The organism is Arthrobacter citreus, from assembly GCF_038405225.1.
Lineage (GTDB): Bacteria > Actinomycetota > Actinomycetes > Actinomycetales > Micrococcaceae > Arthrobacter_B > Arthrobacter_B citreus_A.
This window is the reverse complement of the sequence record NZ_CP151657.1, coordinates 177,027-199,211: the sequence shown is the minus strand read 5'-3', so window position 1 is coordinate 199,211 and position 22,185 is coordinate 177,027. Positions and strand designations below refer to the sequence as shown.

The window sequence follows — 22,185 nt, the reverse complement described above, 5'->3', positions numbered from 1 at the left end:
GACGGGACTAGCGCAGTTCCCCCTCCAGCCGTTCCAGGTGGGCCACCACGGAGGCACGGCGGGGAGAGCGCAGCGGCAGCAGCCGCAGGGCGAGGGACCATGCCTCGACGTCATGCCAGGCTTCGGCCAGCGTCAAGTACGCCAGCAGCGCATCAATGCCGGCGTCTGAAAGCACTGCTTCACGCAGGACCCCGGAGACTTCGCTGCGCAGGGCGGCGATGGCCGGTGCATCGGAGCGGGGCAGCACGGGCCCGCGGTACAGTCCCAGGGCCAGCCGGTAGGCTCCGCGCTCCAGATATCCGAGCACCTGCCGGGCGTCAATGACCAGCCCGTGCGGGAGCCGGTAGGGGCGGGACTGCGGGACCAGGCCCGGGCCCGGAGCGCCCTCGCTGTGTTTGCCCAGCAGGTTCCGCAGCCGGAGCATTTCGGCCCGCACGGTGCTGACCGAGGCGCTTTCGGGATAAACCATCACTGACAGTTCGTCGGCGGTGAGCCCTTCGGGATGGAGCGCCAGGAGGGTCAGGAGCTCGGAATGCCGGATGCTTAGCGTGGCTTCCCGGCCGCCCACGGTCACCACGGCCAGGTCCCGGCCGAGGATCCGCAGGCTGTCCGCCGCAGCGGCCGGCGCGCTGAGCAGGGCAGGCGCGGGACGCAGGGCCCGTACGGGACGCGGTGCGGAAACTCCGGCGATCCGCCGCCGTCGGGCGCTGTCTGCATCCTGCAGCCGCTCCACCCGCAGCTGCGCCTGCGCGGCCGCCACCGTTGCCTCGACGAGGGCCAGCGTGTGCTCGGCCACGGCTTCATCCCGGCCGGTAATATCAACCACCCCCAGCACGGAGCCGGTGTCCGGGTCCCGCAGCGGAACGGCGGTGCAGCTCCAGGAATGCACCTGCCGGCTGAAGTGCTCGGCGCCGGCAATCTGGACGCTGCGGCCGGAGGCCAGGGCGGTCCCGGGGGCGCTCGTGCCGATGGATTGTTCGGACCAGTCGGTGCCCGGCATGAAGAGCATGCCCTCCGCGTGGCGCTGGAGCTCGTCGTCGCCCTCCACCCACAGCAGCCGGCCCAGCTCGTCGCCCACGGCCACCAGCAGCCCGCTGTCCGTGCCCGGGCGCACCAGCAGCTGCCGGATCACCGGCATGACGGCCGCCAGGGGGTGCGCGCTCCGGTACTCCTCAAGCTCGGAGCCGGTGAAGACAAGTTCGGGGACGGCTTTGTCGGGATCGGTGTGGTGCCGCAGCGACCGCTGCCAGGATTCCCGGACCGGCGTTCTCAGCCAGCGGAGGAAACCGTCGGTGGAACCAAGGCCTTCATGCGCCAGATGGGCGGCACGCTGCAGCCCGTCCGCGGAGCGCCGCGGTGGAAGAAGAAAATTCGAATTGTGCACTGCCCCGACCTATCCGCGCTGATAAGGAGACCGCCGACACCGGTGACGCGCTGTGGTGTGCGTTACAGTCTACCCACGCGCCGCCCCCGCTTCCATGAAGAGAGCGGGGGCGGGGTACAGGGCTGGGAAAGCGGGTTTACTGTCCCCGCGCCACCCGGATCATTTCCTCGCGGTCAACAACCTTTACGCGCTCGCGGACCAGTTCGCCGGTGGCGGGATCCGGGTGCACATAGGAGGAACCCAGGCTCTTTTCGTAGGCGTCCAGCTTCAGCCAGCCCTCCCAGGTGACGTACTCGACGCCGCGCTCTTCGAGGAGCTTGATGATGGAGTCCTCGTCCGGCTCCTCGGCGGCGGGAAGGTTCAGCCGGTCCTCGAGCAGGAATCCGATGGTTTCCAGCGCATCGCCCTTGGTGTGGCCGATCAGGCCCACCGGGCCGCGCTTGATCCAGCCGGTGGTGTAGATCCCGGGCACCGGGGTGCCGGATTCGTCGATCACGCGGCCGCCCTCGTTGGGGATCACGCCGCGGCGGGTGTCGAAGCCGACCTCCGGCAGTTCCGAGCCGAAGTAACCGATCGCCCTGTAGACGGCCTGCACGGGGTAGTCGACAATCTCTCCGGTGCCGCGGGCGTTGCCGGTGCCGTCGAGTTCATTGCGCTCGAACTTCATGCCGGCCACCTTGCCGGGGTTGGCGGGATCCTCGTAGATCTCCACCGGGCTGTGCAGGAAGTGCAGGTGCAGGCGGCGGGAAGCCCCGGTGTCCTGCTCCTCGACAAGCCAGTTGGTCAGGGTGTTGACCATGGTCTTGGTCTGGTTGTTGGTGCGGATCTGCTGATCGGAGCCTTCATCGAATTCGAAGTCCTCCGGGTACAGCACAATGTCGACGTCGCGCGAGTGCGACAGCTCGCGCAGCTCCAGCGGGGTGAACTTCACCTGGGCCGGACCGCGGCGGCCGAAGATGTGCACGTCGGTGACGGGTGACTTCTTCAGGCCCTCGTAGACGTTGTCCGGGATCTCGGTGGTCAGCAGGTCATCGGCGTGCTTGGAGAGGATGCGGGCCACATCGAGTGCCACGTTGCCGTTGCCGATCACAGCAACTTCCTTGGCATCCAGCGGCCACTCGCGGGAAACGTCCGGATGTCCGTCATACCAGGACACGAAGTCAGCACCGCCGAAGGAGCCCTCCAGCTCAACGCCGGGGATGCTCATGTCCGCATCCTTGATGGCACCGGTGGCGAAGATGATGGCGTCGTAGAAATGCCGGAAATCGGTGAGGGTCAGGTCCTTGCCGTAGTGCACGTTGCCCAGGAAACGGATGTCGCCGCGGTCCATGACCTTGTGCAGGGCGTTGACAATGCCTTTGATCCGCGGATGGTCCGGTGCCACGCCGTAGCGGATCAGGCCATAGGGGGCCGGATACTTGTCGAAGAGGTCGATGCTGACCTCAAAATCCCGTTCAGCTTTGGTGAGGATATCTGCGGCATAAACACCGGCAGGGCCAGCGCCGATAATGGCGACTCGCATGGGGCGCTGCGACCGGTCCGCGGCTGAATTAGACACTGATAGTCCTTCGTCTCGGGGGAAACCTCGTGCGGAATAACGCACAGTTTCCTATTCTAAATGCCGGGCACGACGGCGTCTAAACGGTTCGGCCCGGCAGCGCACCCGGATGGCCGCCAATGCTGCGGACAGCTGCCCGGGAATACTCTCCCCGCGTAATAGGTTGAGCATCACGTGTCTGCATCCGACGGAATAGGCGCTCCGCGCTCCGCACCCTCCCCCGAGTCCATCCGTTTACCAACGCCGGCGGCCGGCGGGTCCGGCGGAACGTCCGGAACTTCCGGAACGTCCCAAGCCACCGGCCCGACGACGCCGGGCGCCGGGAGCGCCCAGGCGGCAGCACCGCAGGGCCCGGGGACGGGCGAGACCAAGCAGGGGCTCCTTTTTGGGGTCGGAGCCTATGTGCTGTGGGGCCTGCTGCCCCTGTACTTCATGGTGCTGGTTCCGGCCGGGGCGGTGGAAATTGTTGCGTCGCGCATCGTTTTTTCCCTGGTGTTCTGCGCCGCCCTGCTGACCTTCATGCGGTCGTGGAAAACGTTGGGGGCCGCCGCGCGAAACATGCGGCTGGTCGGAACCCTGGGCGGAGCGGCGGCCCTCATTGCCGTCAACTGGCTGACCTACGCGTGGGCCGTGCTGAATGAACATGCTGTGGAAGCTGCCCTGGGTTACTTCATCAACCCGCTGGTCTCGGTGCTGCTGGGCGTCATCGTCTTCCGGGAGAAGCTGCGGCCGCTGCAGTGGGTGGCCATGGGCGTGGGCTTTGTTGCCGTCCTAGTCCTGGCCCTGGCATATGGAGCGGTCCCCTGGATTGCCCTGATCCTGGCTTTCAGCTTCGGCTCCTACGGGCTGGTTAAAAAGGGAGTGGGCGGCAGGGTGGATGCCATCTCGAGCCTGACCATTGAAACCGCCGTCCTGACTCCCGTTGCCGCTGCCGTCCTGGTGTGGATGTCCCTGAACGGCACGGCGACCATTCTCTCCAACGGATCCGCACACTTCTGGCTTCTGGCGGCAAGCGGTATCCTGACCGCTGTTCCGCTGATCTTCTTCGGCGCCGCCGCCCGGCGCCTTCCTTTGTCAACGGTGGGAATGCTGCAGTACCTGGCACCGACCCTGCAGTTCATCATCGCCCTGGCGGTCTTCAAGGAAGTCATGCCGCCGGAGCGCTGGGCCGGGTTCGGCCTGGTCTGGCTGGCGCTGGTCATACTGACCGTGGACATGATGGGCGGCCCCCGCCGGAATCGCCTTCTCCGCGCGGCAGCCGCTGCCTAACGACGGCGCACGCCGCCCGGGGTAGTCCGGATAGCCGGTCCCCGGACCGCCTGCCACCCCCTCACGCAAAAGCCCCGCCCACCTTGTAAGGTGAGCGGGGCTTTTGCGGTCCCGGTGACGGGACCGGAGCACTGACGGGTTAGCGCACGGACGTGCTGCGCTGGCGCTGGACTGCTGCCAGGGCTGCGGCACCGGTCAGCGCCATCAGCGTACCGATGCCACCGATCGCAAGCTGTGCGGCGTTCAAGCCGGTTGCGGCCAGCTCGGTTGTTCCGTCAGCTGCGGCCGGAACCGACTGCGCTGCCAGAACGGTGACTGCCTGTTCCACGGTGAAGGTTGTCCAGCCCGCGAGACTTCCGTTCTTGAACAGAGCCACCTTGTGCTCCCCGGCCGTCAGGACGGCCGGAACGGCCACGGCCAGCGAGCCGATGGCGTCAGCAGTCATGGCGCCCAGGTTGACCCCGGCAGACGGAAGAACCACTTCATAGGTTGCAGCTGCCTCCAGGCCGGAGATCCGCAGCTGGCTGCCTGCGGCAGCCGCTGTGGCGGTCCCCTGCGCGGCTGCGGTCAGGGGTGCTTCATTTCCCAGTGACACCTGTTCCAGGACTGCTGCGGCCTGTGCCTTCCGTTCTGCTGCCTCGCGTGCTGCGGCGTCAGCGGCAGCCTTCTGGGCTGCGGCCTGTGCGGCTGCTGCTTCTTCCGCAGCGGCCCGCTCGGCGGCGGCATCAGTTTCGGCCTGGACAGCTGCCAGCTCGACGGCGTCCTGCTGGGCAGCGGGCTCTGCAGCCGCGCGGGCTGCTTCCTGCTCTTCGGCTGCCTGGGCCGCCGCGGCCTCTTCTGCCGCCTTGACTGCGACGGCCTCTTCCGCTGCCTGGTCCTGAGCGGCCTTCTGTGCCGCGGCTTCCTCTGCGGCAGCCTTGGTGGCGGCTTCCTCAGCAGCCTTCTGTGCTGCGGCTTCCTTTGCGGCGGCTTCCTTTGCTGCAGCTTCCGCAGCAGCCTTCTTTGCTGCTGCTTCCTTTGCCGCGGCTTCCTCAGCTGCCTTGTCCTGCTCGGCCTGCGTGCTTTCCGGAGCAGGAACTGCTGCTTCCTCCTGCGGAGCCTTTGCGGCCGCATCAGCTGCGGCCTTGTCAGCGGCAGCCTTCGCGGCGGCGTCAGCCGCAGCCTTTTCGGCGGCGGCCTTGGCGGCGGCGTCTGCGGCAGCCTTTTCGGCGGCGGCCTTCTCGGCAGCGGCGTCAGCTGCGGCCTTAGCCGCAGCCTCCTCAGCGGCTGCCTTCGCGGCCGCTTCTTCCGCTGCTGCCCGCTGGGCTGCTTCGGCTGCTGCCTTCTCTTCCGCGGCTCGGGCGGCTTCCTCGCGGGCTGCCGCATCCTCTTCCGGCGACACGGTGGACTGGCCAAACTGTGCCGTGGCCAGGTAAGCACCACGGTTGGGACCGGCGGTCAGCTGGACTGCGCCGATGCCGATGCCGGTGTCCGCAGCGCGCAGCATGTTTGCTCGGTGGGCAGGCGAATTAACCCACCAGGAGAAAGCCTGGTCGGCGCTCATGTTCCAGACAATGTTCTCCGGAAAGGCATAGGACCCGGGGCTGTGCTGGAAAACGCCGGCTCCATGAACATTGGCCTGGTCCGCGGACTGCTGTGTCCAGGACTGGGAGTTGGCGGACAGCTGCGCATCCCAACGCAGCGGCGTCAGCGCATGCTGCGCCCGGTAATCATTGATCAGAACGTACAGGCGGTTGGCGAATTGAGCGTCCGCGGAACTTGCCGCTGCGGACGGAATCGAGATCACCGCCGTCAAAAGTGCGATGGCGAGCGCCGTGAAAACGCCCACAAGTTTCTTAACCCGCAATGTCTATCCTTATGCCTCGAGACCCTGGTGAAACGCCGAGGCGAAAACACCGAAGCCAGACCGTTCACAGCCTCCCCAGAGAGCTGTGGTGCCCGGCAAAAACGTCACGGGCAACGTTGCGAACTTACCGTAGGCCACCCCAATAGACAACAACACCTCCATTATCACCAGTAACGGCAATAACATATTGGACACGCAGGAGTCAGAGTCCGGGCACTAGGCCTGATCCCCGGCAGCTCCCCGCCGCAGGGTTTCGCCCCGGAAGTAGCCGGGATTGCGGAGATACATGAACAGCATCAGCACTGCTCCCAGAGCTATGACGCCGGTGCCCAGCACAAAGACCAGGCCCACTCCCCCCACGGACGAGCCGGAGCCGTAGTCCGGGTCCATGGAGTCAACCGCTGTCTTCAGGAACATCACGAACAAAATGGCGGCCCCCAGCAGGGGAGCCAGGAACTTGAGCAGGAAATTGCGCAGCCCGGTGAACGCCTCGGCCCGGAAATACCAAACGCAGGCAAGGGCGGTGATCCCGTAGTAGAAGCAAATCATCAGGCCCAGTGCGGTGATGGTGTCCCACAGCGCGTTTTCCGAAAGCAGGCGGGTGACGGCGTAGAACCCCGCGGCGGCCACCGCGGAGGCGATGGTGGCATATCCGGGTGACTTGTGCACCGGGCTGATGGCGCCAAAGCGCGGCGGAAGGGCCCGGTAGTGCCCCATCGCCAGCAGCGTGCGGGCCGGTGACACAAAGGTCGACTGCAGCGAAGCGGCCGAGCTGCTGAGGATGGACAGGGACATCAGGATGGCAAACGGCCCCATGACCGGACCGGCCAGAACGGCGAAGATGCTCTCCTGGTTCTCCGCGTTGCCGGCTCCGAGTTCTCCCTCTCCAACGCCGGCGTAGGACAGCACGGCAAGGGAAACCATCATGTAGATCAGGACAATCACGAACACCGTCACCGTTGCGGCACGCCCCGGCGTCTTGCCCGGATCCTTTGTTTCCTCGTTCATGGTCAGCGTCACGTCCCAGCCCCAGTACACAAAGATGGAAAGCGAGACGCCGGCGGCGAAGCTGGAAAAGGATTCCACGGCAAAGGGATTGAACCATTCCGCGGTGATCGGAGTGGCGTCAAAGGCCGTTCCCGCTCCAACGTGGATGAAGGCCGCCACGGAGAACCAGCCCAGGACCAGCAGCTGGAAGCCCACCAGGACGTACTGGAACACCTTGGTGGTTTCCAGCCCGCGGTAGGAGATCCAGCACGCCACGGCAATGAACACACACGTGGTCAGGATATTCAGCGGCAGGTTGGTGGTCAGCTCCGCCAGCGCGTCATTTCCGGTCACCTGCGCGAGCATCAGATAGAAAAAGTCGACGGCCACCGCTGCGAGATTGGACAGGACAATGATGGTGGCCGCAATCAGCCCCCAGCCGCCCATCCATCCAATCCATGGGCCGAAGGCGCGGGTGGCCCAGGTGAAGGAGGTGCCGGAGTCCGGCATGGCGTTGTTCAGCTCCCGGTAGCCCAAGGCCACCAGGATCATGGGAATAAAGCCCACCAGGAAAATGGCCGGCAGCTGAACCCCCACTTCGGAGACGGTGGGTCCCAGGCCAGCAGTCAGGGTGTATGCGGGAGCAATGCAGGACACCCCGATCACCACCGCGCCGAGAAGCCCCACGGTGCCGGATTTCAGTCCTTTGCGGCTGAGCCCGCTGGACTGGACCTGCTTGGACGGAACAATTCTGTTGGAGCTCATTCGGTCACCTCTGTCGGACGGGATGTGCCGCCGGCGGGGCGGGACCGGAAGTTCCGGGGCACCACCACCATGGGAACGGGAAGGCTGCGCAGCACCTTGCTGGCAGTGGGGCCCAGGAAAAGGCGGTTGTTTTCCGCCAGCCGGCTGGACCCGATGAGCATGATTTCGCCGTCGTCGAACTCCAGGTCGTCAATGGCGTTCTCAATGGTCCTGCCCTGCGCAACCACGGCGGTGACGGGGCAGCGGCCGGCAGCCAGTTCCTGCGCCCGGGCCAGCCGGTCGGCGGCATGCAGGTCCGCCTCCTCCAGCGCGTCCGCATCCCTGCCGGAGGCGTCCAGGGCCACCAGCGACACCAGCCGCAGCGGAAGCCCGCTGCGCGCCGCCGTCGCCACCGCAGTTTCCAGTACGTCCTCGGACCCGCGGCGGTTGCCCACCGCGCAGGTGATCCGGGTCAGTGTCCCGGTCCTGCTGTACCCGCGCGGTGCCAGTGCCACCGGCACCTGGGCGGCGTGCAGCAGCGCATTCGCGACGCTGCCGACGGTAAACCGCTTGAACAGGCCGTTGCTGGCGGCACCCACCACTATCAGCGCGGCGTCCAGTTCATCGGCTGCGGTGATCAGCCCGCTGGCGTCGGATTCCGCATTGCGGATGTGTCCGACGGCGCGCACGTCGTGAGGGACCGCGGCCAGGGCGTCGGACAGCCAGATCTTCAGCTGTTCCTCGAGCAGGTCCTGGTACCCGCTTTCCGGCGGATAGACAGCGGTGTAGGGAGAATGCACCGGGTCGATCATGACCAAATCCAGCTCCGCGGCTTGGCTCCGGGCCAGGACAGCGGCCAGGTTCAAGGCGTCCCGGCCCCTCTCATTTGCGGTGTATCCCACGACGTAACGCATGCGGACTCCTTTTAGCCCTGTCCGGGCGCTGTGGCGGCATCAGCAAACGCTGAACCGGATGTCCCGCCGGACGCAGCAGCCAGGATCCGGTCGGCGGTCAGCAGGCCCATCCGGACCGCTCCGTCCACGTGCTGGTATCCCTCGGCGGCAAGGTCGGAGCAGGACCAGTGGATTGGGCCCACCGGCTCCAGCTGGTCCGGACCATAGCGGTGCAGGCCGCCGAGGTCGTAGCTGGCGGCATAGGCTCCCCGGGTCCATTCCTCGGAGCCCCAGTCGGACTCGTAGTAGACCTCAGGGCTCAGTGCTTCCTCGCCCAGGAAGGCTGCAATCGAGGACAGGATGGCCCGGCGGCGGTCTTCGGCGGAAAGCTTGAACATCGCGTCGGCCTTCTCGTCCGACACAAACCCCACCAGCGTGCCGCGGGGATCCTGATGGTTGGTGTTGTCGTAGACCTCCTGCACCAGTTCCCCGGCGCCGAAGCAGGTGCCGGAGAGCCCCTTGTCCCGCCAGAACGGCGTGGGGTACACGGCGTGGACCTTGATCACCAGACCGAGCGACTGGTGCTGGTGCATCTGGTGCTGCCGGCGCGGCAGCGGCGGGTCGAAGGACACCCGGGAGTAGAGGTTCGGCGGCACTGCCATGACGGCGTACCGGGCGTGAACGGTGACATTGTCCGCGACGGCGGTGACGCCGTCGTGGGCTGTGCCGTCCTCACCCGGCCAGTGCAGGAAGCGCACCGGATTGGACAGCAGGACGTCGTCCCCCAGATCCGCGGCCATGCGTTCAGAGACCTGCTGCATTCCGCCGGCCACACGCCGGTCCAGGATGAAGTCCTCGTCCACCAGATGGGAAAAGGACCCGGCCGAGGCCGCCATCAGCACCGCCTGGAGCGCCGAGAAGGCGTGGGCGGGCTTGGTGAGCATTCCGCCGGCCACGAACAGTCCGATGTTGTTGCAGGCTTCTTCGTCGTCGGACTGCCCGCGGAGCCAGCTGGAGAAGGAAATGGTGTCCAGTTCCCGGGCACGCGGATGCTTCCAGGGGGCGGCCGGGTCCGTTTCCGCGGCCAGCTGGTCCAGGATGCCGATCAGCTTAAGCATTTCCTGTTCGGTCCGCTCCCCCACCGGGAACATGTCGCCGGTATAGGTGGACCGGGTGCCGTCGGCGGAAATGTAGACGGATTCGCCGGCGCGGTAGCGTTCGAAGGTTTCCAGTCCCAGTTCCTCCACGAGGGAAGCCAGGACTGTCTGGTCCGGGGAGATCCACTGGCCGCCGATCTCCAGCATGGCGCCGTCAATGGTGTCGGTCCAGGTGCGCCCGCCCACCCGGTCCCGGGCCTCCAGCACGGCGACGGACAGCCCGGCGGCCTTCAGCCTGCGGGCAGCGCTCAGCCCCGAGGGTCCGGCTCCAATGATTACAACATCACGTTCCAGCGTCTTCACAGCGTCCTTTCCTGCGGCCGAGGGGGCCGCCAGCAGTCAATAAATGAATGCTGTTCATTTATTAGAAGGAAACTGTAGCGTGGGTCACGTCGGTTGGGAAGCGAAGGACGGGAAATGACGGCGGCGTGAAACCATGAAGACCGGAGCCATGAAGGGGGCGGGCAGATGACACAGGATGAACCGCAGCGCAGGAGCGCGGGGCGGCCGGTCAAGGAAGTGCTGTCGCAGGCACGGATCACGGCCGCGGCACTGGCGATCATCAAGGCGGGCGGCTATGGCGCCCTGACCATGTCGGCCCTGGCCAAGCGGCTGGGGGTGGCTCCTTCAGCCCTCTACAACCACGTTGATTCCAAGCAGGAAGTGCTCCGCTGGCTGCAGGACCGCGTCATGTCCTCGGTGGACACCTCAGGTTTTGCGGAGCTGCCGTGGGATCAGGCATTCCGGAGCTGGGCACGCTCGTACCGTGATGTTTTTGCGCGGCACACGCCGCTGATTCCGGTCATTGCCGTGCTCCAGGTCAGCGGCGCGCCCCGCACGCTGGCCATGTACGAGGCGGTTGCCGAGGGGCTGGAGCGCGCCGGCTGGCCGCCGGCCCGGATAGTGCCGGCCATTGTGGCGCTGGAATCCTTCATTTACGGTTCGGCGTACGACGCCGTGGCACCGCAGGACATTTTCGACACCGGCGCTTTGGCAGAGCACAGCCCGCACTTCACTGCGGCGGTGCAGGAACAGGCCGGACGGGCCGAGGGCCGGGCGGCGGAAAGCGCCTTTGAGGCGGGACTGGACGCGCTGGTCACCGGGCTGGCCCGGCAGGCCGGACTCCGTGTGGAATCCGGCCCCGCCCAGGCTGCCGGCTCAGGCCAATGAGCGGACGGCTGCTTCGAGGACGTCCAGGGCATCGGCCAGCAGGTCCTCGCCGATGACCAGCGGCGGCAGCAGGCGCACCACGTTGCCGTAGGTCCCGCAGGTCAGGATGATGACGCCCTCGGCCAGGCACGCCGCGGCAACAGCCTTGGTGATGTCGGCGTCGGGCGTCTTGGTGCCCGGCTTCACGAACTCCAGCGCCAGCATGGCCCCGCGGCCGCGCACCTCGCCAATCACGCCGGTTTCGGCCGCCAGCGCGCGCAGGCGCGGCATGCAGATCTCCTCGATGCGGCGGGCCTTGCCGGCCAGATCCTGCGTTTCCATGGTGCTGATCGCCGCCAGTGCGGCCGCACAGGCCACCGGGTTGCCGCCGTAGGTACCGCCAAGTCCGCCCGGATGGACGGCGTCGAGCAGTTCGGCGCGGCCGGTGACCGCTGACAGCGGCATCCCGCCGGCAATGCCCTTGGCCATGGTCAGCAGGTCCGGCACCACGCCCTCGTGCTGCACGGCAAACCACTCGCCCGTGCGGCAGAAACCGGACTGCACCTCATCGGCAATGAAGACGACGCCGTTGGCCTTGGCCCATTCGGCCAGGCGCGGCAGGAAGCCCTCGGCCGGAACAATGAAGCCGCCCTCGCCCTGGATCGGTTCAATCAAAATGGCGGCGGTCTGGTCCGCGCCGATCTGCTTCTCGATGGCCAGGATGACCCGGTCCGCCGCTTCGGCGCCGGTGATCTCCGGGTTCTCCTCGCGGTACGGGTAGCTCATCGGCATCCGGTAGATCTCGGAGGCAAACGGGCCAAACCCGGTCTTGTAGGGCATGGCCTTGGCGGTCAGTCCCATCGTGAGGTTGGTGCGGCCGTGATACGCGTGGTCAAAGGCGACGACGGCGTCGCGGCCCGTGGCCGAGCGTGCAATCTTCACCGCGTTTTCCACCGCCTCGGCGCCGGAGTTGAACAGCACGGTGCGCTTCTCGTGGTCCCCGGGGGTGACCTCGTGCAGCTTTTCAGCCAGCGCAATGTAGCCCTCGTACGGGGTGACCATGAAGCAGGTGTGGGTGAAGTGCTCCACCTGATCCTTGACGGCGTCCACGACGGCGGGATCCGAGGCGCCAACGCTGGTGACGGCAATGCCCGAGCCCAGGTCGATGAAGGAGTTGCCGTCCACGTCGCGGATGATGCCGCCGTCGGCATCGGCCACGTACACCGGAACCGAGGAGGCCACGCCCTTGGCAACCACGGCGGCGCGGCGGGCGTTCAGTTCGACGGACTTCGGCCCCGGGAAGGTGCCGTTGATGCTGCGCCTCTGTTCCAGCCGGAACGCGGGGACGGCCTGGATGCTCATGGTTGTGCCTTTCAAAACGGTGTTCGTTGTCTGGGGTTATGCAGTGATGCCGGAAACTATGCGTCCAGCGATGTCATGACGTGCTTGATCCGGGTGTAGTCCTCCACGCCGTACATGGAAAGGTCCTTGCCGTAGCCGGAGCTCTTGAACCCGCCGTGCGGCATTTCGGCCGTGAGTAGGATGTGCGTGTTGATCCACACGGCCCCGAAGTCCAGGTCCCGGGCCAGGCGCATCGCGCGGCCGTGGTTTGAGGTCCAGACGGAGGATGCCAGGGCGTATTCGACGTCGTTGGCCATTTCCACGGCCTCGTCCTCGCTGATGAAGGTCTGCACCGTGATGACCGGCCCGAAGGTTTCCTTCTGCACAACGTCGTCGTCCTGGCGGGCACCGGTGATCACCGTGGGCTCAAAGAAGAAGCCCTTGGCACCGGCGCGCCTGCCGCCGGTGGCGATGCTGCAGTGCTCCGGCAGCGAGTCGATGACGGCGTTGACGGCGTTGAAGTGGTTGATGTTGTTCAGCGGGCCAAAGTAGTTGGCCTCGTCGTCCTCGTGTCCGGTTTCGAGCGTCTTGGTGTGGGCCACCAGGGCGGCAACGAAGTCCTCCTGCGCGGACTCCTCCACCAGCACCCGGGTGATGGCCGTGCAGTCCTGGCCGGCGTTGAAGAAGGAGAACTCGGCCACGGCTTCGGCGGTTTTCTGCAGGTCCGCATCAGCGAAGACCACGGCCGGAGCCTTGCCGCCCAATTCCAGGTGCGCCCGCTTGAGCGTCTTCGCGGCGCCCGATGCGACGGCGATGCCGGCACGGACGGAGCCGGTGATGGAGACCAGTCCGGGGGTGGGATGCTCCACCATGGCGGCCCCGGTTACCCCGGTGCCCAGGACGATGTTCAGGACGCCGGCGGGGAAGATCTCCCCGGCCAGGCGGGCCAGCACCAGGGTGGATTCCGGGGTGGTGTCGGAGGGCTTGAGCACCACGGTGTTGCCCGCGGCCAGGGCGGGCCCAATCTTCCAGATGGCCATCAGCAGCGGGTAGTTCCACGGGGTCACCTGTGCAACCACGCCGATGGGCTCGCGGCGGACAAAGGAAGTGTGCCCCTCCAGGTATTCCCCGGCGGCCTTGCCCTCCAGCAGCCGGGCGGCGCCGGCAAAAAAGCGCAGCTGGTCCGCGCCAACCGCCACTTCCTCGGCTGCAATGATCGAACGGACCTGGCCGGTGTTGCGGTGCTGGGCCTCCACCAGTTCGTCGGAGTTGGCCTCCAGCGCGTCGGCAAGCTTGAGCAGCATCAGCTGCCGCTCCGACGGCGTGGTCCGCTTCCACGTCTTAAAGGCAGCGGCGGCGGCGGCCATGGCGGCGTCGACGTCGGCCTGCACGGACACCGGCGAGGAGGCCACCACTTCCCCGTTGACGGGGTTCACGATTTCCAACTGCTCGGTTCCCCGGGCCTGGACGAATTCTCCGTTAATAAAGTTCTGCAGCGTCTGCGCCATGGCACTGTCCTTTCGGGAGGGGAAGTCCGGACGGCAGCGTCCGGAGCTTTGTTCCTAACCTAGGCGGTGAACCCTCCGTTCCAAAGGGGCGAAACGACAAGAGTATTGGACCGTAACTGTGCACCCGCCCAATAACCGGGGCTCTATAGTTGCTCCATGCCGATCTACCTTTCCGACCTGCTGGCCGCCCCGGGACTGGACCTGCGCCTGCACGGCACCGTCCCCGCGGCCGCCGCTCCCCTGCACTGGGTGGCCGTGACCGAGCTTGAGGATCCCTTTCCGTTCCTGGGCGGCGGCGAAGTGGTGCTGACCACCGGACTGCGGCAGCGCACCGTGGCCGTGCAGCGCAGTTTTGTGGACAGCGTGCACCGTGCCGGGGCGGTGGCCATTGGCTTCGGCACCGGACTGAGCCATGCCAAGGTGCCCGCCGCCCTGATCGACGCCGCTGATGGCCTCGGCCTGCCGGTGTTCGAGGTGCCGTACGAAACTCCGTTTGTGGCCCTGGGCAAGATGGTCGCCGACGCATTGTCCGCCGACCACGTCACCCAGCTGCAGGAACTGCTGGCCGCGCATCAGTCCCTCGCCGGGGCGCTGCTTGGCGGCAACGGCCTGCCGGGACTGCTGCAGGAGTTATCCGTCCTGCTGGGCAACAGCGTGGCGCTGTACCAGTACGGGGCCAGGGTGTTCGCCACCGATGTCGATGCGGACGGCGGTGCGGGGGCTGCGGCCGGTTCCAGGCACCGCATTCCCATCGCGACCGGGCTGCGGGACCGCTGCACCCTGGTGATCACGGAACCGTACCTGCGCCCGGATATCGTCGCCTACGCACAAAGCCTGATCAGCGTGGAACTGAGCAACCAGGCCCGCCGGCGCTCCCGCGACCGCGCCGTCACCGGACAGCTGCTCACCGACGTCGTGGCCGGACGCCTGACCGGCAGTGATGCGTCACTGCGGCTGCTGGGCGCCGGAATCTCCACTGCCCGGCGGCAGCTGACCTTTCTGGTGGAGGTTGCCTCCGGCCAGGTCCGCTCGCTGCCCACCCTGCCGCTGCCGGCGGAGTTCGACGGCGCCGCAACCGCCGTCGTCGATGGCCGCCTGGTGATCGTGTTGGCCGAGGGCGACGGCGCCGCACTGGCACGGATCCTTGCCGACTATCTCTACGGCACCGGGCTCACCGCGAAGATTGGCTTCGGCGGCTCCTACACCGAACCTGCCGGGCTGCGGTGGAGCTATTTCGAGGCCAAGGAATCCCTGCAGCGCGGGCAGGGCATCAATGAGCCTGAACGGCTGAGCCTCACCTCGCTGCTGATGTCCGGGGCCGATGTTCCGCTGGCGGATCTGGCGGCCGAGGCGCTGGATCCCCTGACGGGCTTCGACGCCATTCACGACGCCAAGCTGCTGGAGACCTTGGAGCAGTATCTGGCGCTGAACGGCTCCGTGGCCGCGGTGGCCGATGCCCTGGGGCTGCACCGGAACACCGTGCGCTACCGGCTTGGACAAATCACCGAGCTCACCGGTTACGATCCGGCCGTCACGGCGGACCGCGTGCACCTGTACCTGGCGCTGCATGTGCGCCGGATCGGTCTGGGGCAGGGTTGATCCGGGCTATCAGCCCTTTACGGACTCAACCATCATGGTCTTAGCCCGTCCATCGTCTCAGCCCGTCCATAGTGCAGACAACGGGGCTTCAACTCATCCATAGTGCAGATAACGGGGCTTCAACTCATCCATAGTGCAGATAACGGGCCCAAAACCTACTTTTGAGGCCTTTTGGGCCCCTGATCTGCACTAAGGAATCCGGGAATGCCCTTGATCTGCACGAAGGATTCCGGCAAAGCCCCTGATCTGCACGAAAGATGTCCGAACGGCCCACCTTGGACCAGCCTCACCCCGGAACCGGCCCCGAAAGGCCTCCCCGAACCCGTCGTTGCCGCCCGCAGCGCGTGAACCATAGGGTGTAGGGATGGATAACAGCGTGCAGCCCGCCCGAATTCTCCGCTGGCAGGGCGTGGACAACGCAGCACGCCGGGACACCGCAGCTGTGTCCTTCCGCGAACGGGAACTCGCCGCCGGAGGAACCTCGGTGACCGAGGACTACACCGCCACCTGGACGCTTTCCACCTCAACGGCCTGGGTCACCCGCAGGTTCAGCATCCAGGTGGAGGGAGCTGACTGGTCGCGGTCCCTCGAACTCACCCGGTCCCTGGACGGCAAGTGGAGCGCTGAAACGCAGGTCTCCGGCGACGCCGCGCTCCCCGCACCGGGCATCTCGGATCCCCGGGCCCTGGACAACGCCCAGGATGTGGATCTGGCGCTGTGCCCGCTGACCAACACCATGCCGATCCTCCGGCTGGACCTGCTGAACGCCGCCGCGCCCGATGATGACACCCCTCTCACCATGGCCTGGGTGGAGATGCCCAGCCTGCGGGTGCTGCCCAGCAACCAGGTCTATTCGCAGGTTTCGGCCTACGACGCGGACCGCGGGTACGGTGTGGTGCTCTACAGCTCGGCCACCCGCGACTTCACTGCGGAGCTGACCGTGGATGCCGACGGCGCCGTGCTCAACTATCCCCGCCTGGCTGTGCGCGTGCGCTGACCGCGGCCCGCACCCAGCTAGGATTGAAGTACACCACCCGCAATTTTGGAGACCCCATTGAGTCAAATGTTCCTGGACAAATTCAAAGCCCTGGTCCCCAAGTATCTTGAGGATGACTGGCGCGAAGAAGAAGACGGCATCCCCGCAGACGTCCTGAATGAAATGCTGGACGCCCACGACTTCGCCATTCCCCTGGTGCTGCGGGAGTTCTACCTTGCCCTCGGCAACAACGAGGACCTCATGGAGGCCTTCCACTTCTTCTGGGACCCCGACGAGCTGGAAATCGAAGACGGCTACCTGCTCTTCCTCGAGGACGAGGACGAGAAGTTTGCCTGGGGGTTCCGGGTGGACCAGCTCGACGTTCCCGACCCCATTGTCTGGCGGCGCAACAATGCCCGCGGCGACTGGCAGAGCGAAGAAGGAACCTTCAGCGAGTACGTTTTTGACATGTTCGAGTGGGTCTTTGAGGAAGATCCGAACTAAGGAGCCCTGAATGCAGCAGCCCGGCACCGTTGACGGTGCGCCGCGAAACTCCGCCTGGCCCAGCCATGCGCCGGAGAATTACCAGTGCCCGTTCTGCGACATGGCCTCCGGGGAGTTCAAGGCCCCGGGCAATCTGTGCGAACCCGGGGACCTGGTGTACTCCGATGACCTGGTGCTGGCGTTCATTGCATCGCACGGGTTCGATCCGGAGCCCGGACACGTCCTGGTGACTCCGCGGGAGCATTTTGAACTGCTGTATGAATTGCCCGACGACGTCGCCGCCCGCCTGATGATTGTCACCCGCGACATTGCGGTGGCCATCAAGAAGGCCTGGCGGCCCGACGGAGTCACCACCCGCCAGCACAACGAGCCGGCGGGAAGCCAGCACGTCTGGCACTACCACCAGCATGTGCTGCCGCGCTGGGACAATGACGGGCTCTATTTCACGCCCAAGCGCCCGATTGTGGATCCGGCCGTCCGGGCCCTTAAGGCCCGGGAGCTCAAGGCCGTCCTCACCGTCTCCGACTTCGGGCTGTAAGGCTCCGGCAGTTTAGACGTCCCGGTCCACCACGGCTTCGGCGAAGCTGGCCAGCGCCCGCTTGACCACCGAGTCCGGCAGCGGCTCCAGGACGGCGACGGCGTCGTCGGACCACTGCCGCGCCACGGCCCATGCTTCGGCTGTCGCCGGGTTTTCCCGCAGGGCCGAGACGGCGGCGGCCAATGCCGCGTCGGAGGTCAGATCCCCGTCCACCAGTTCCAGCACGGCGGCGGCATCCGCGTCACCGGCGGCGGCGTTGCGGCGCAGCAGCAGCACCGGCAGGGTGGGAACACCTTCGCGCAGGTCGGTGCCGGGCGTCTTGCCGGATTTGGCTTCGAGGCCGGTCACGTCAATGACGTCGTCGGCCAGCTGGAAGGCGGTTCCCACCTTCTCGCCGTACTCCACCATGATGTCGATCGCCTGCCGGGTGGCGCCGGAGAACAGCGCGCCGAGCTGCCCCGAAGCTGCGATCAGCGATGCGGTTTTGCCGGAGATGACCGAGAGGTAATGTTCCAGCGGATCCTGGCCCTCATTCGGACCCACGGTTTCATGCAGCTGGCCCAGGCACAGGCGTTCAAAGGTGCGTGCCTGGATGCCCAGGGCTTCGCCGCCGAGTTCGGACACCAGCGATGATGCGCGGGCGAAAATCAGGTCACCGGTCAGCACCGCCACCGAGTTTCCCCAGACCTCGTGGGCGGTGGGGGCGCCGCGGCGCAGCGGCGCGGAGTCCATCACGTCGTCGTGGTACAGAGTGGCCAAGTGCGTCAGTTCGACGACGACGGCGGACTGGATCACCTTGGCATTGGTCGGCTCCGGGCCCAGGTGGGACGCGAGCAGTGCCAGCAGCGGACGGATCCGTTTGCCGCCGGCTTCGGCCAGATGCCGGGAGGTGGCGTTGGCAAAGGGATCGGAGTTGGAAATGGCGTCCAGGAGTTCGGCTTCGACCATTTCCAGGGACGCAGCGATCGACGGACCCAGCTGCGGGTCTTCGGCGATCAGTGCGAATCCGGCCGGCAGCACAGGTGCGGCATTGCCAGCGGCAATGTCCGGGCTGGTGTTCGAGGATTCAGTCACGGTTTTAGACTAACTTTTCGTCGGAGCGGGTTGGACGGCTGGCTGGGTCCTGCGTCTTGGTTTGAGGCTGCCGGAACCAGGGCTTCCAGCACGGCGATAACTCTATCCTCGAAACCCTTGCTGCTGTGGTCGGTGAGGTTGGCCAGCATCCGCACGACAAAGCGCATCAGCACGGGAATCGGCATTCCCGTGCGCAGGGCAAGTTTCATGATGGCGGGTTTGCCGATCAGCCCGGCGAAGATCTTGCCCAGGGTGAAGTGGCTGCCCCATTCGTTGCGAATATGGTCGGAATAGCCGGAGAGACGGTGGTCAAACGCGGCCGCTGCGGACAGCAGTCCGGGCGTGCGGGCTTCGCTCTGGGCGGCCACGATGAAATCGGCGGCGTACCGGGCGGACTCCATCGCATAGGAGATGCCCTCGCCGTTGAACGGGGACACCATGCCGCCGGCGTCTCCCAGCAGGAGCATCCCGGGCGAGTAGTGCGGCGTCCGGTTGAAACCCATCGGCAGCGCTGCGCCGCGGATTTCCCCCACCTGGTTTTCCGGGGTGAAGCCCCATTCCGCCGGCATGCCGGCGGTCCAGTCCCGCAGGACCTTGCGGTAGTCGAGCTTGCCGAACTCCTTGGACGAGTTCAGGATGCCCAGGCCCACATTGGAGGTGCCGTCACCGACGCCGAAGACCCAGCCGTAGCCGGGCAGCGGATTGCCGGCGGCGTCGGGGAGTTCCAGCCAGCCTTCCATCCAGTCGTCATTGGTGCGCGGACTCTGGAAGTAGGTGCGCACGGCCACGCCCAGCGGCCGGTCGTCCCGCTTTTCGATGCCAAGGCTCAGTGCGGTGCGGCTGGAGTTGCCGTCAGCCGCCAGCACGACGTCGGCGGAGAACTCCCGGGTTTCCCCGGTCCGGCGGCCGGCGTCGTCGAGCACGTTCGCCACCACACCGGTGACGCGGCCGGCGTCGTTGCGCAGTGCTGACGTGACCGAGTGGCGTTCGAGGACGGTGGCACCGGCTGCCTCGGCATGGCGGGCGAGGGCCTCGTCAAAGCCCAGCCGGGTGCGGATCAGTCCGTAATCCGGGAAATCCGAGAGCACAGGCCAGGGCAGCTCGACCGTGCGGCCCGCGGCAATGAGGCGCAGGCCCTTGTTCCGTCGCCATCCCCCGGCTTCCTCATGGGGCAGGTCCATGAGCTGGACTTCACGGACGGCACGCGGAGTCAGGCCGTCGCCGCAGACCTTCTCCCGGGGGAAGGATGTTTTTTCCAGGACGGTGACTTCCACTCCGGCCCGGGCAAGGTGGTAGGCCGCGGTGGAACCAGCGGGGCCGGCCCCGACAATGAGGACGCTCACTTAGATGGCTGTCCTCCCCGGCTTTACAGCGCGGTGGATAGCCACGATGCCGCCGGTCAGGTTGCGGTAGGCCACGTTGTCCCATCCGGACTCCGCGACCCAGGCTGCCAGCTCGTCCTGGTTGGGCCAGGCGCGGATGGACTCGGCCAGGTAAACGTAGGCGTCGGGATTGGACGCGACCTTGCGGGCAATCGGCGGAAGGGCGCGCATCAGGTATTCGGTGTACATGGTGCGCCACACCGGAACGGTGGGGGCGGAGAACTCGGCGATGACCAGGCGGCCGCCGGGCTTAGTGACCCGGAGCATTTCGGCAAGGGCCTTCTTCGGCTCATTCACGTTGCGCAGGCCAAAGGAAATGGTGGACGCGTCAAAGGAGTTGTCATCGAACGGCAGATTGGTGGCGTCACCGGCCACGAAGTCGATGTCCGGGCGGCGCCGTTTGCCCACTTTGAGCATGCCCAGGGAGAAGTCGCAGGCCACAACGTTGATGCCGGCGTCGGCATAGGGCTCGCTGGACGTTCCGGTGCCGGCGGCCAGGTCCAGGACCCGCTGTCCGGGGACGGCGCCCACGGCGTCCACCACGATGCGGCGCCAGCGGCGTGTCTGCCCCAGGGACAGCACGTCGTTAACGACGTCGTATTTCGGTGCCACGTCGTCAAACATGGCGGCGACTTCATCCGGGCGTTTATCCAACGATGCGCGATTCACTCGATCATTGTCTCAAAGATTGCGCAGGGGACCGAACCCGCGGCGGCTGTGTCTGGTCGCTCACGTGCCGGGCCGCGCCGGGCAGCAGGTACGGGGCAGGTGCGGGACCGGTAACCCGATGCACCTCTGCACGGGGAGTAGTCTGGAGTCATTATGACCACCCTGCGTTCCCTGACCGTGCCCATTGGTGAGCTGTCCGCCACAATCGGGCTCCTGGAGTATCTGGTCCTCAATGACCAGCTGGCCTGGATCCGCAGCGGTGAGGGGCTGGTGGGCTTCGGAGAAACCGCGCGGTTCACCGCCAGCGGACCGGAGCGGTTCGCCGATGCGCAGCAGTGGTGGCTGAAGCTGGCTGCCGGCGCCGAGATCGAGAATGAGCTGACCGTTCCGGGCAGCGGCCTGGCCGCCTTTGGCTCCTTCGGCTTCTCCAAGCGCTCACCCTTCGAATCCCGCCTGATTGTTCCGGAAATCGTGGTTGGCTGCCGCGACGGCGTCACCTGGCTGACGCAGACAACCGCGGACCCCGACGCCGAGCTGAGCCTGGCCGCCGCGCAGACGGCCCTGGCACATTATCTGGACGAGGTTCCTGTGGCCCGGGAGCCGGACCCCGAAGACCGCATCCTGCCGGGCATCCTCAGCGAGGCAGAGTGGAAGAACGCCGTTGCCCGCTCGGTGGCCCACATCAACGCCGGAGACCTGAGCAAGATTGTCCTGGCCCGCGACATTGTGGCATCGCTGGGATCGCCGGTGTCCGCGGCACAGGTGCTGCGCGAGCTGGCCCTGCGCTACCGCAGCTGCTGGACCTACTCGGTGGACGGCCTAATCGGCTCCACGCCGGAAATGCTGATCAAGGTGGAGCACGGCGTAGCCCGGGCCCGGGTCCTGGCCGGAACGCTGGACCGCGCCTCGGCTCCGGCGGATGACCCGGAGTACCCGCAGCGCGTGCTGGCCGGCTCCGACAAACAGCGGCACGAGCACCAGATCGCCATCGATTCCCTGACCCGCCACTTGGAACCATTCACCTCCTCGATGACCTCCCACACCGAGCCGTTTGTGCTGGAACTGCCCAACGTGTGGCACCTGGCCTCCGACGTTGCCGCGGACCTGGCGCCGGGAGCCGACGGCGGCATCCCCACGTCACTGGCGCTGGTGGAGGCGCTGCATCCCACCGCTGCCGTATGCGGCTTCCCCACCAGCGTCGCCGGTGAGCTGATCAGTGAACTTGAGCACATGGACCGCGGCCCGTATGCCGGTCCGGTGGGCTGGATGGATGCCGCCGGAAACGGTGAATGGGGCATCGCGCTGCGCGGCGCCGTCATTGAGGACCCGCACACGGTCCGGCTGTATGCCGGCTGCGGCATTGTCGCCGGCTCCAACCCCGCCGCCGAGCTGGCGGAGACCTGGAGCAAGTTCCGGCCCATGCTGGAAGCCCTGGATCTGGACCGTGCCGTGGGAGCCGTGCAAAGCTCCTAGACCCCGCCTCTGGACAACCCTTGACCGTGTGACCCAAGACGTGTAGAAGCACCTCCGCAGAGTGCGTATAATTGAGTGAGGCTGCATAATTATGCAGCATCTGATGCGCTCCGGCTCGCCGGAACCGGTCCCTT

General features: G+C 66.4%; 18 protein-coding genes. 7 read left to right on the top strand and 11 right to left on the bottom strand.

Features of this window, described 5'->3' with window-relative positions:
- Positions 1-7: 7 nt before the first annotated feature.
- Positions 8-1,384 (bottom strand): GAF domain-containing protein, encoded by a 1,377-nt coding sequence (locus AAE021_RS00935; RefSeq protein ID WP_342023835.1) that lies wholly within the window; start codon positions 1,382-1,384, stop codon positions 8-10.
- A 136-nt stretch (positions 1,385-1,520) separates the two neighbouring features.
- On the bottom strand, positions 1,521-2,942 hold the full coding sequence (locus tag AAE021_RS00930) for an FAD-dependent oxidoreductase (RefSeq protein ID WP_342023834.1): 1,422 nt from the start codon (positions 2,940-2,942) through the stop codon (positions 1,521-1,523).
- A 174-nt stretch (positions 2,943-3,116) separates the two neighbouring features.
- Between AAE021_RS00930 and rarD the strand changes: the two genes are divergently transcribed.
- The gene (gene rarD / locus AAE021_RS00925) at positions 3,117-4,211 is read left to right on the top strand and encodes an EamA family transporter RarD (protein ID WP_342023833.1); all 1,095 of its coding nucleotides are present in this window, start codon (positions 3,117-3,119) and stop codon (positions 4,209-4,211) included.
- A gap of 139 nt (positions 4,212-4,350) precedes the next feature.
- On the opposite strand, the gene AAE021_RS00920 is transcribed toward rarD, so the two are convergent.
- The 4 genes from AAE021_RS00920 to AAE021_RS00905 all read right to left on the bottom strand — a co-directional run bounded on the left by AAE021_RS00920 (position 4,351) and on the right by AAE021_RS00905 (position 10,141).
- On the bottom strand, positions 4,351-6,057 hold the full coding sequence (locus tag AAE021_RS00920; RefSeq protein WP_342023832.1) for a CAP domain-containing protein: 1,707 nt from the start codon (positions 6,055-6,057) through the stop codon (positions 4,351-4,353).
- Between the two features lie 216 nt (positions 6,058-6,273).
- Positions 6,274-7,809, bottom strand: coding sequence for an APC family permease (locus tag AAE021_RS00915; RefSeq protein ID WP_342023831.1), 1,536 nt, complete (start codon positions 7,807-7,809; stop codon positions 6,274-6,276).
- The gene (locus AAE021_RS00910) at positions 7,806-8,702 is read right to left on the bottom strand and encodes a universal stress protein (protein ID WP_342023830.1); all 897 of its coding nucleotides are present in this window, start codon (positions 8,700-8,702) and stop codon (positions 7,806-7,808) included. Before AAE021_RS00910 ends, AAE021_RS00915 begins: the two co-directional genes overlap by 4 nt.
- Positions 8,703-8,713: 11 nt before the next feature.
- Positions 8,714-10,141: an NAD(P)/FAD-dependent oxidoreductase gene (locus AAE021_RS00905; protein WP_342023829.1), complete on the bottom strand. Its 1,428-nt coding sequence runs from the start codon at positions 10,139-10,141 to the stop codon at positions 8,714-8,716.
- A gap of 165 nt (positions 10,142-10,306) precedes the next feature.
- Between AAE021_RS00905 and AAE021_RS00900 the strand changes: the two genes are divergently transcribed.
- Positions 10,307-11,008 (top strand): TetR/AcrR family transcriptional regulator, encoded by a 702-nt coding sequence (locus tag AAE021_RS00900; protein WP_342023828.1) that lies wholly within the window; start codon positions 10,307-10,309, stop codon positions 11,006-11,008.
- On the opposite strand, the gene gabT is transcribed toward AAE021_RS00900, so the two are convergent.
- Together gabT and AAE021_RS00890 are read right to left on the bottom strand one after the other, a co-directional pair.
- Positions 10,997-12,349, bottom strand: coding sequence for a 4-aminobutyrate--2-oxoglutarate transaminase (gene gabT, locus AAE021_RS00895; RefSeq protein ID WP_342023827.1), 1,353 nt, complete (start codon positions 12,347-12,349; stop codon positions 10,997-10,999). The genes AAE021_RS00900 and gabT overlap by 12 nt on opposite strands.
- A gap of 56 nt (positions 12,350-12,405) precedes the next feature.
- A complete protein-coding gene (locus tag AAE021_RS00890; protein WP_342023826.1) occupies positions 12,406-13,836 on the bottom strand; it encodes a gamma-aminobutyraldehyde dehydrogenase in 1,431 nt (476 codons plus the stop codon).
- Between the two features lie 156 nt (positions 13,837-13,992).
- Here AAE021_RS00890 and AAE021_RS00885 point away from each other — a divergent pair, with 156 nt between their 5' ends.
- From AAE021_RS00885 to AAE021_RS00870, 4 genes are all read left to right on the top strand, one after another.
- The gene (locus tag AAE021_RS00885; protein WP_342023825.1) at positions 13,993-15,435 is read left to right on the top strand and encodes a PucR family transcriptional regulator; all 1,443 of its coding nucleotides are present in this window, start codon (positions 13,993-13,995) and stop codon (positions 15,433-15,435) included.
- A 364-nt stretch (positions 15,436-15,799) separates the two neighbouring features.
- Positions 15,800-16,432 (top strand): putative glycolipid-binding domain-containing protein, encoded by a 633-nt coding sequence (locus AAE021_RS00880; RefSeq protein ID WP_342023824.1) that lies wholly within the window; start codon positions 15,800-15,802, stop codon positions 16,430-16,432.
- A 57-nt stretch (positions 16,433-16,489) separates the two neighbouring features.
- Positions 16,490-16,915: a hypothetical protein gene (locus AAE021_RS00875; protein WP_342023823.1), complete on the top strand. Its 426-nt coding sequence runs from the start codon at positions 16,490-16,492 to the stop codon at positions 16,913-16,915.
- A 10-nt stretch (positions 16,916-16,925) separates the two neighbouring features.
- Entirely contained in the window at positions 16,926-17,453 is a 528-nt protein-coding gene (locus AAE021_RS00870; protein WP_342023822.1) for an HIT family protein, read from the top strand.
- A 12-nt stretch (positions 17,454-17,465) separates the two neighbouring features.
- On the opposite strand, the gene AAE021_RS00865 is transcribed toward AAE021_RS00870, so the two are convergent.
- Genes AAE021_RS00865 through AAE021_RS00855 form a run of 3 tightly spaced genes read right to left on the bottom strand, consistent with a single transcriptional unit; the run spans position 17,466 to position 20,578 of the window.
- Entirely contained in the window at positions 17,466-18,527 is a 1,062-nt protein-coding gene (locus AAE021_RS00865) for a polyprenyl synthetase family protein (RefSeq protein WP_342023821.1), read from the bottom strand.
- Positions 18,524-19,870 carry a geranylgeranyl reductase family protein gene (locus AAE021_RS00860; RefSeq protein ID WP_342023820.1) on the bottom strand — a complete coding sequence of 449 codons (1,347 nt, stop codon included), beginning with the start codon at positions 19,868-19,870 and terminating at the stop codon, positions 18,524-18,526. The genes AAE021_RS00865 and AAE021_RS00860 overlap by 4 nt, the downstream gene beginning before the upstream one ends.
- Positions 19,871-20,578: a demethylmenaquinone methyltransferase gene (locus AAE021_RS00855; protein WP_342023819.1), complete on the bottom strand. Its 708-nt coding sequence runs from the start codon at positions 20,576-20,578 to the stop codon at positions 19,871-19,873. It abuts the gene before it with no gap.
- Positions 20,579-20,731: 153 nt separating this feature from the next.
- Between AAE021_RS00855 and AAE021_RS00850 the strand changes: the two genes are divergently transcribed.
- A complete protein-coding gene (locus AAE021_RS00850; RefSeq protein WP_425362428.1) occupies positions 20,732-22,051 on the top strand; it encodes an isochorismate synthase in 1,320 nt (439 codons plus the stop codon).
- Positions 22,052-22,185 lie beyond the last annotated feature (134 nt).

What these genes read in the sequence shown, in the direction of transcription:
- AAE021_RS00915 (WP_342023831.1), bottom strand. Translation starts at nt 7,809, where the DNA reads ATGAGCTCCAACAGAATTGTTCCGTCCAAGCAGGTCCAGTCCAGCGGG.
- AAE021_RS00910 (WP_342023830.1), bottom strand. Translation starts at nt 8,702, where the DNA reads ATGCGTTACGTCGTGGGATACACCGCAAATGAGAGGGGCCGGGACGCC.
- AAE021_RS00900 (WP_342023828.1), top strand. Translation starts at nt 10,307, where the DNA reads ATGACACAGGATGAACCGCAGCGCAGGAGCGCGGGGCGGCCGGTCAAG.
- gabT (WP_342023827.1), bottom strand. Translation starts at nt 12,349, where the DNA reads ATGAGCATCCAGGCCGTCCCCGCGTTCCGGCTGGAACAGAGGCGCAGC.
- AAE021_RS00890 (WP_342023826.1), bottom strand. Translation starts at nt 13,836, where the DNA reads ATGGCGCAGACGCTGCAGAACTTTATTAACGGAGAATTCGTCCAGGCC.
- AAE021_RS00885 (WP_342023825.1), top strand. Translation starts at nt 13,993, where the DNA reads ATGCCGATCTACCTTTCCGACCTGCTGGCCGCCCCGGGACTGGACCTG.
- AAE021_RS00880 (WP_342023824.1), top strand. Translation starts at nt 15,800, where the DNA reads ATGGATAACAGCGTGCAGCCCGCCCGAATTCTCCGCTGGCAGGGCGTG.
- AAE021_RS00870 (WP_342023822.1), top strand. Translation starts at nt 16,926, where the DNA reads ATGCAGCAGCCCGGCACCGTTGACGGTGCGCCGCGAAACTCCGCCTGG.
- AAE021_RS00850 (WP_425362428.1), top strand. Translation starts at nt 20,732, where the DNA reads ATGACCACCCTGCGTTCCCTGACCGTGCCCATTGGTGAGCTGTCCGCC.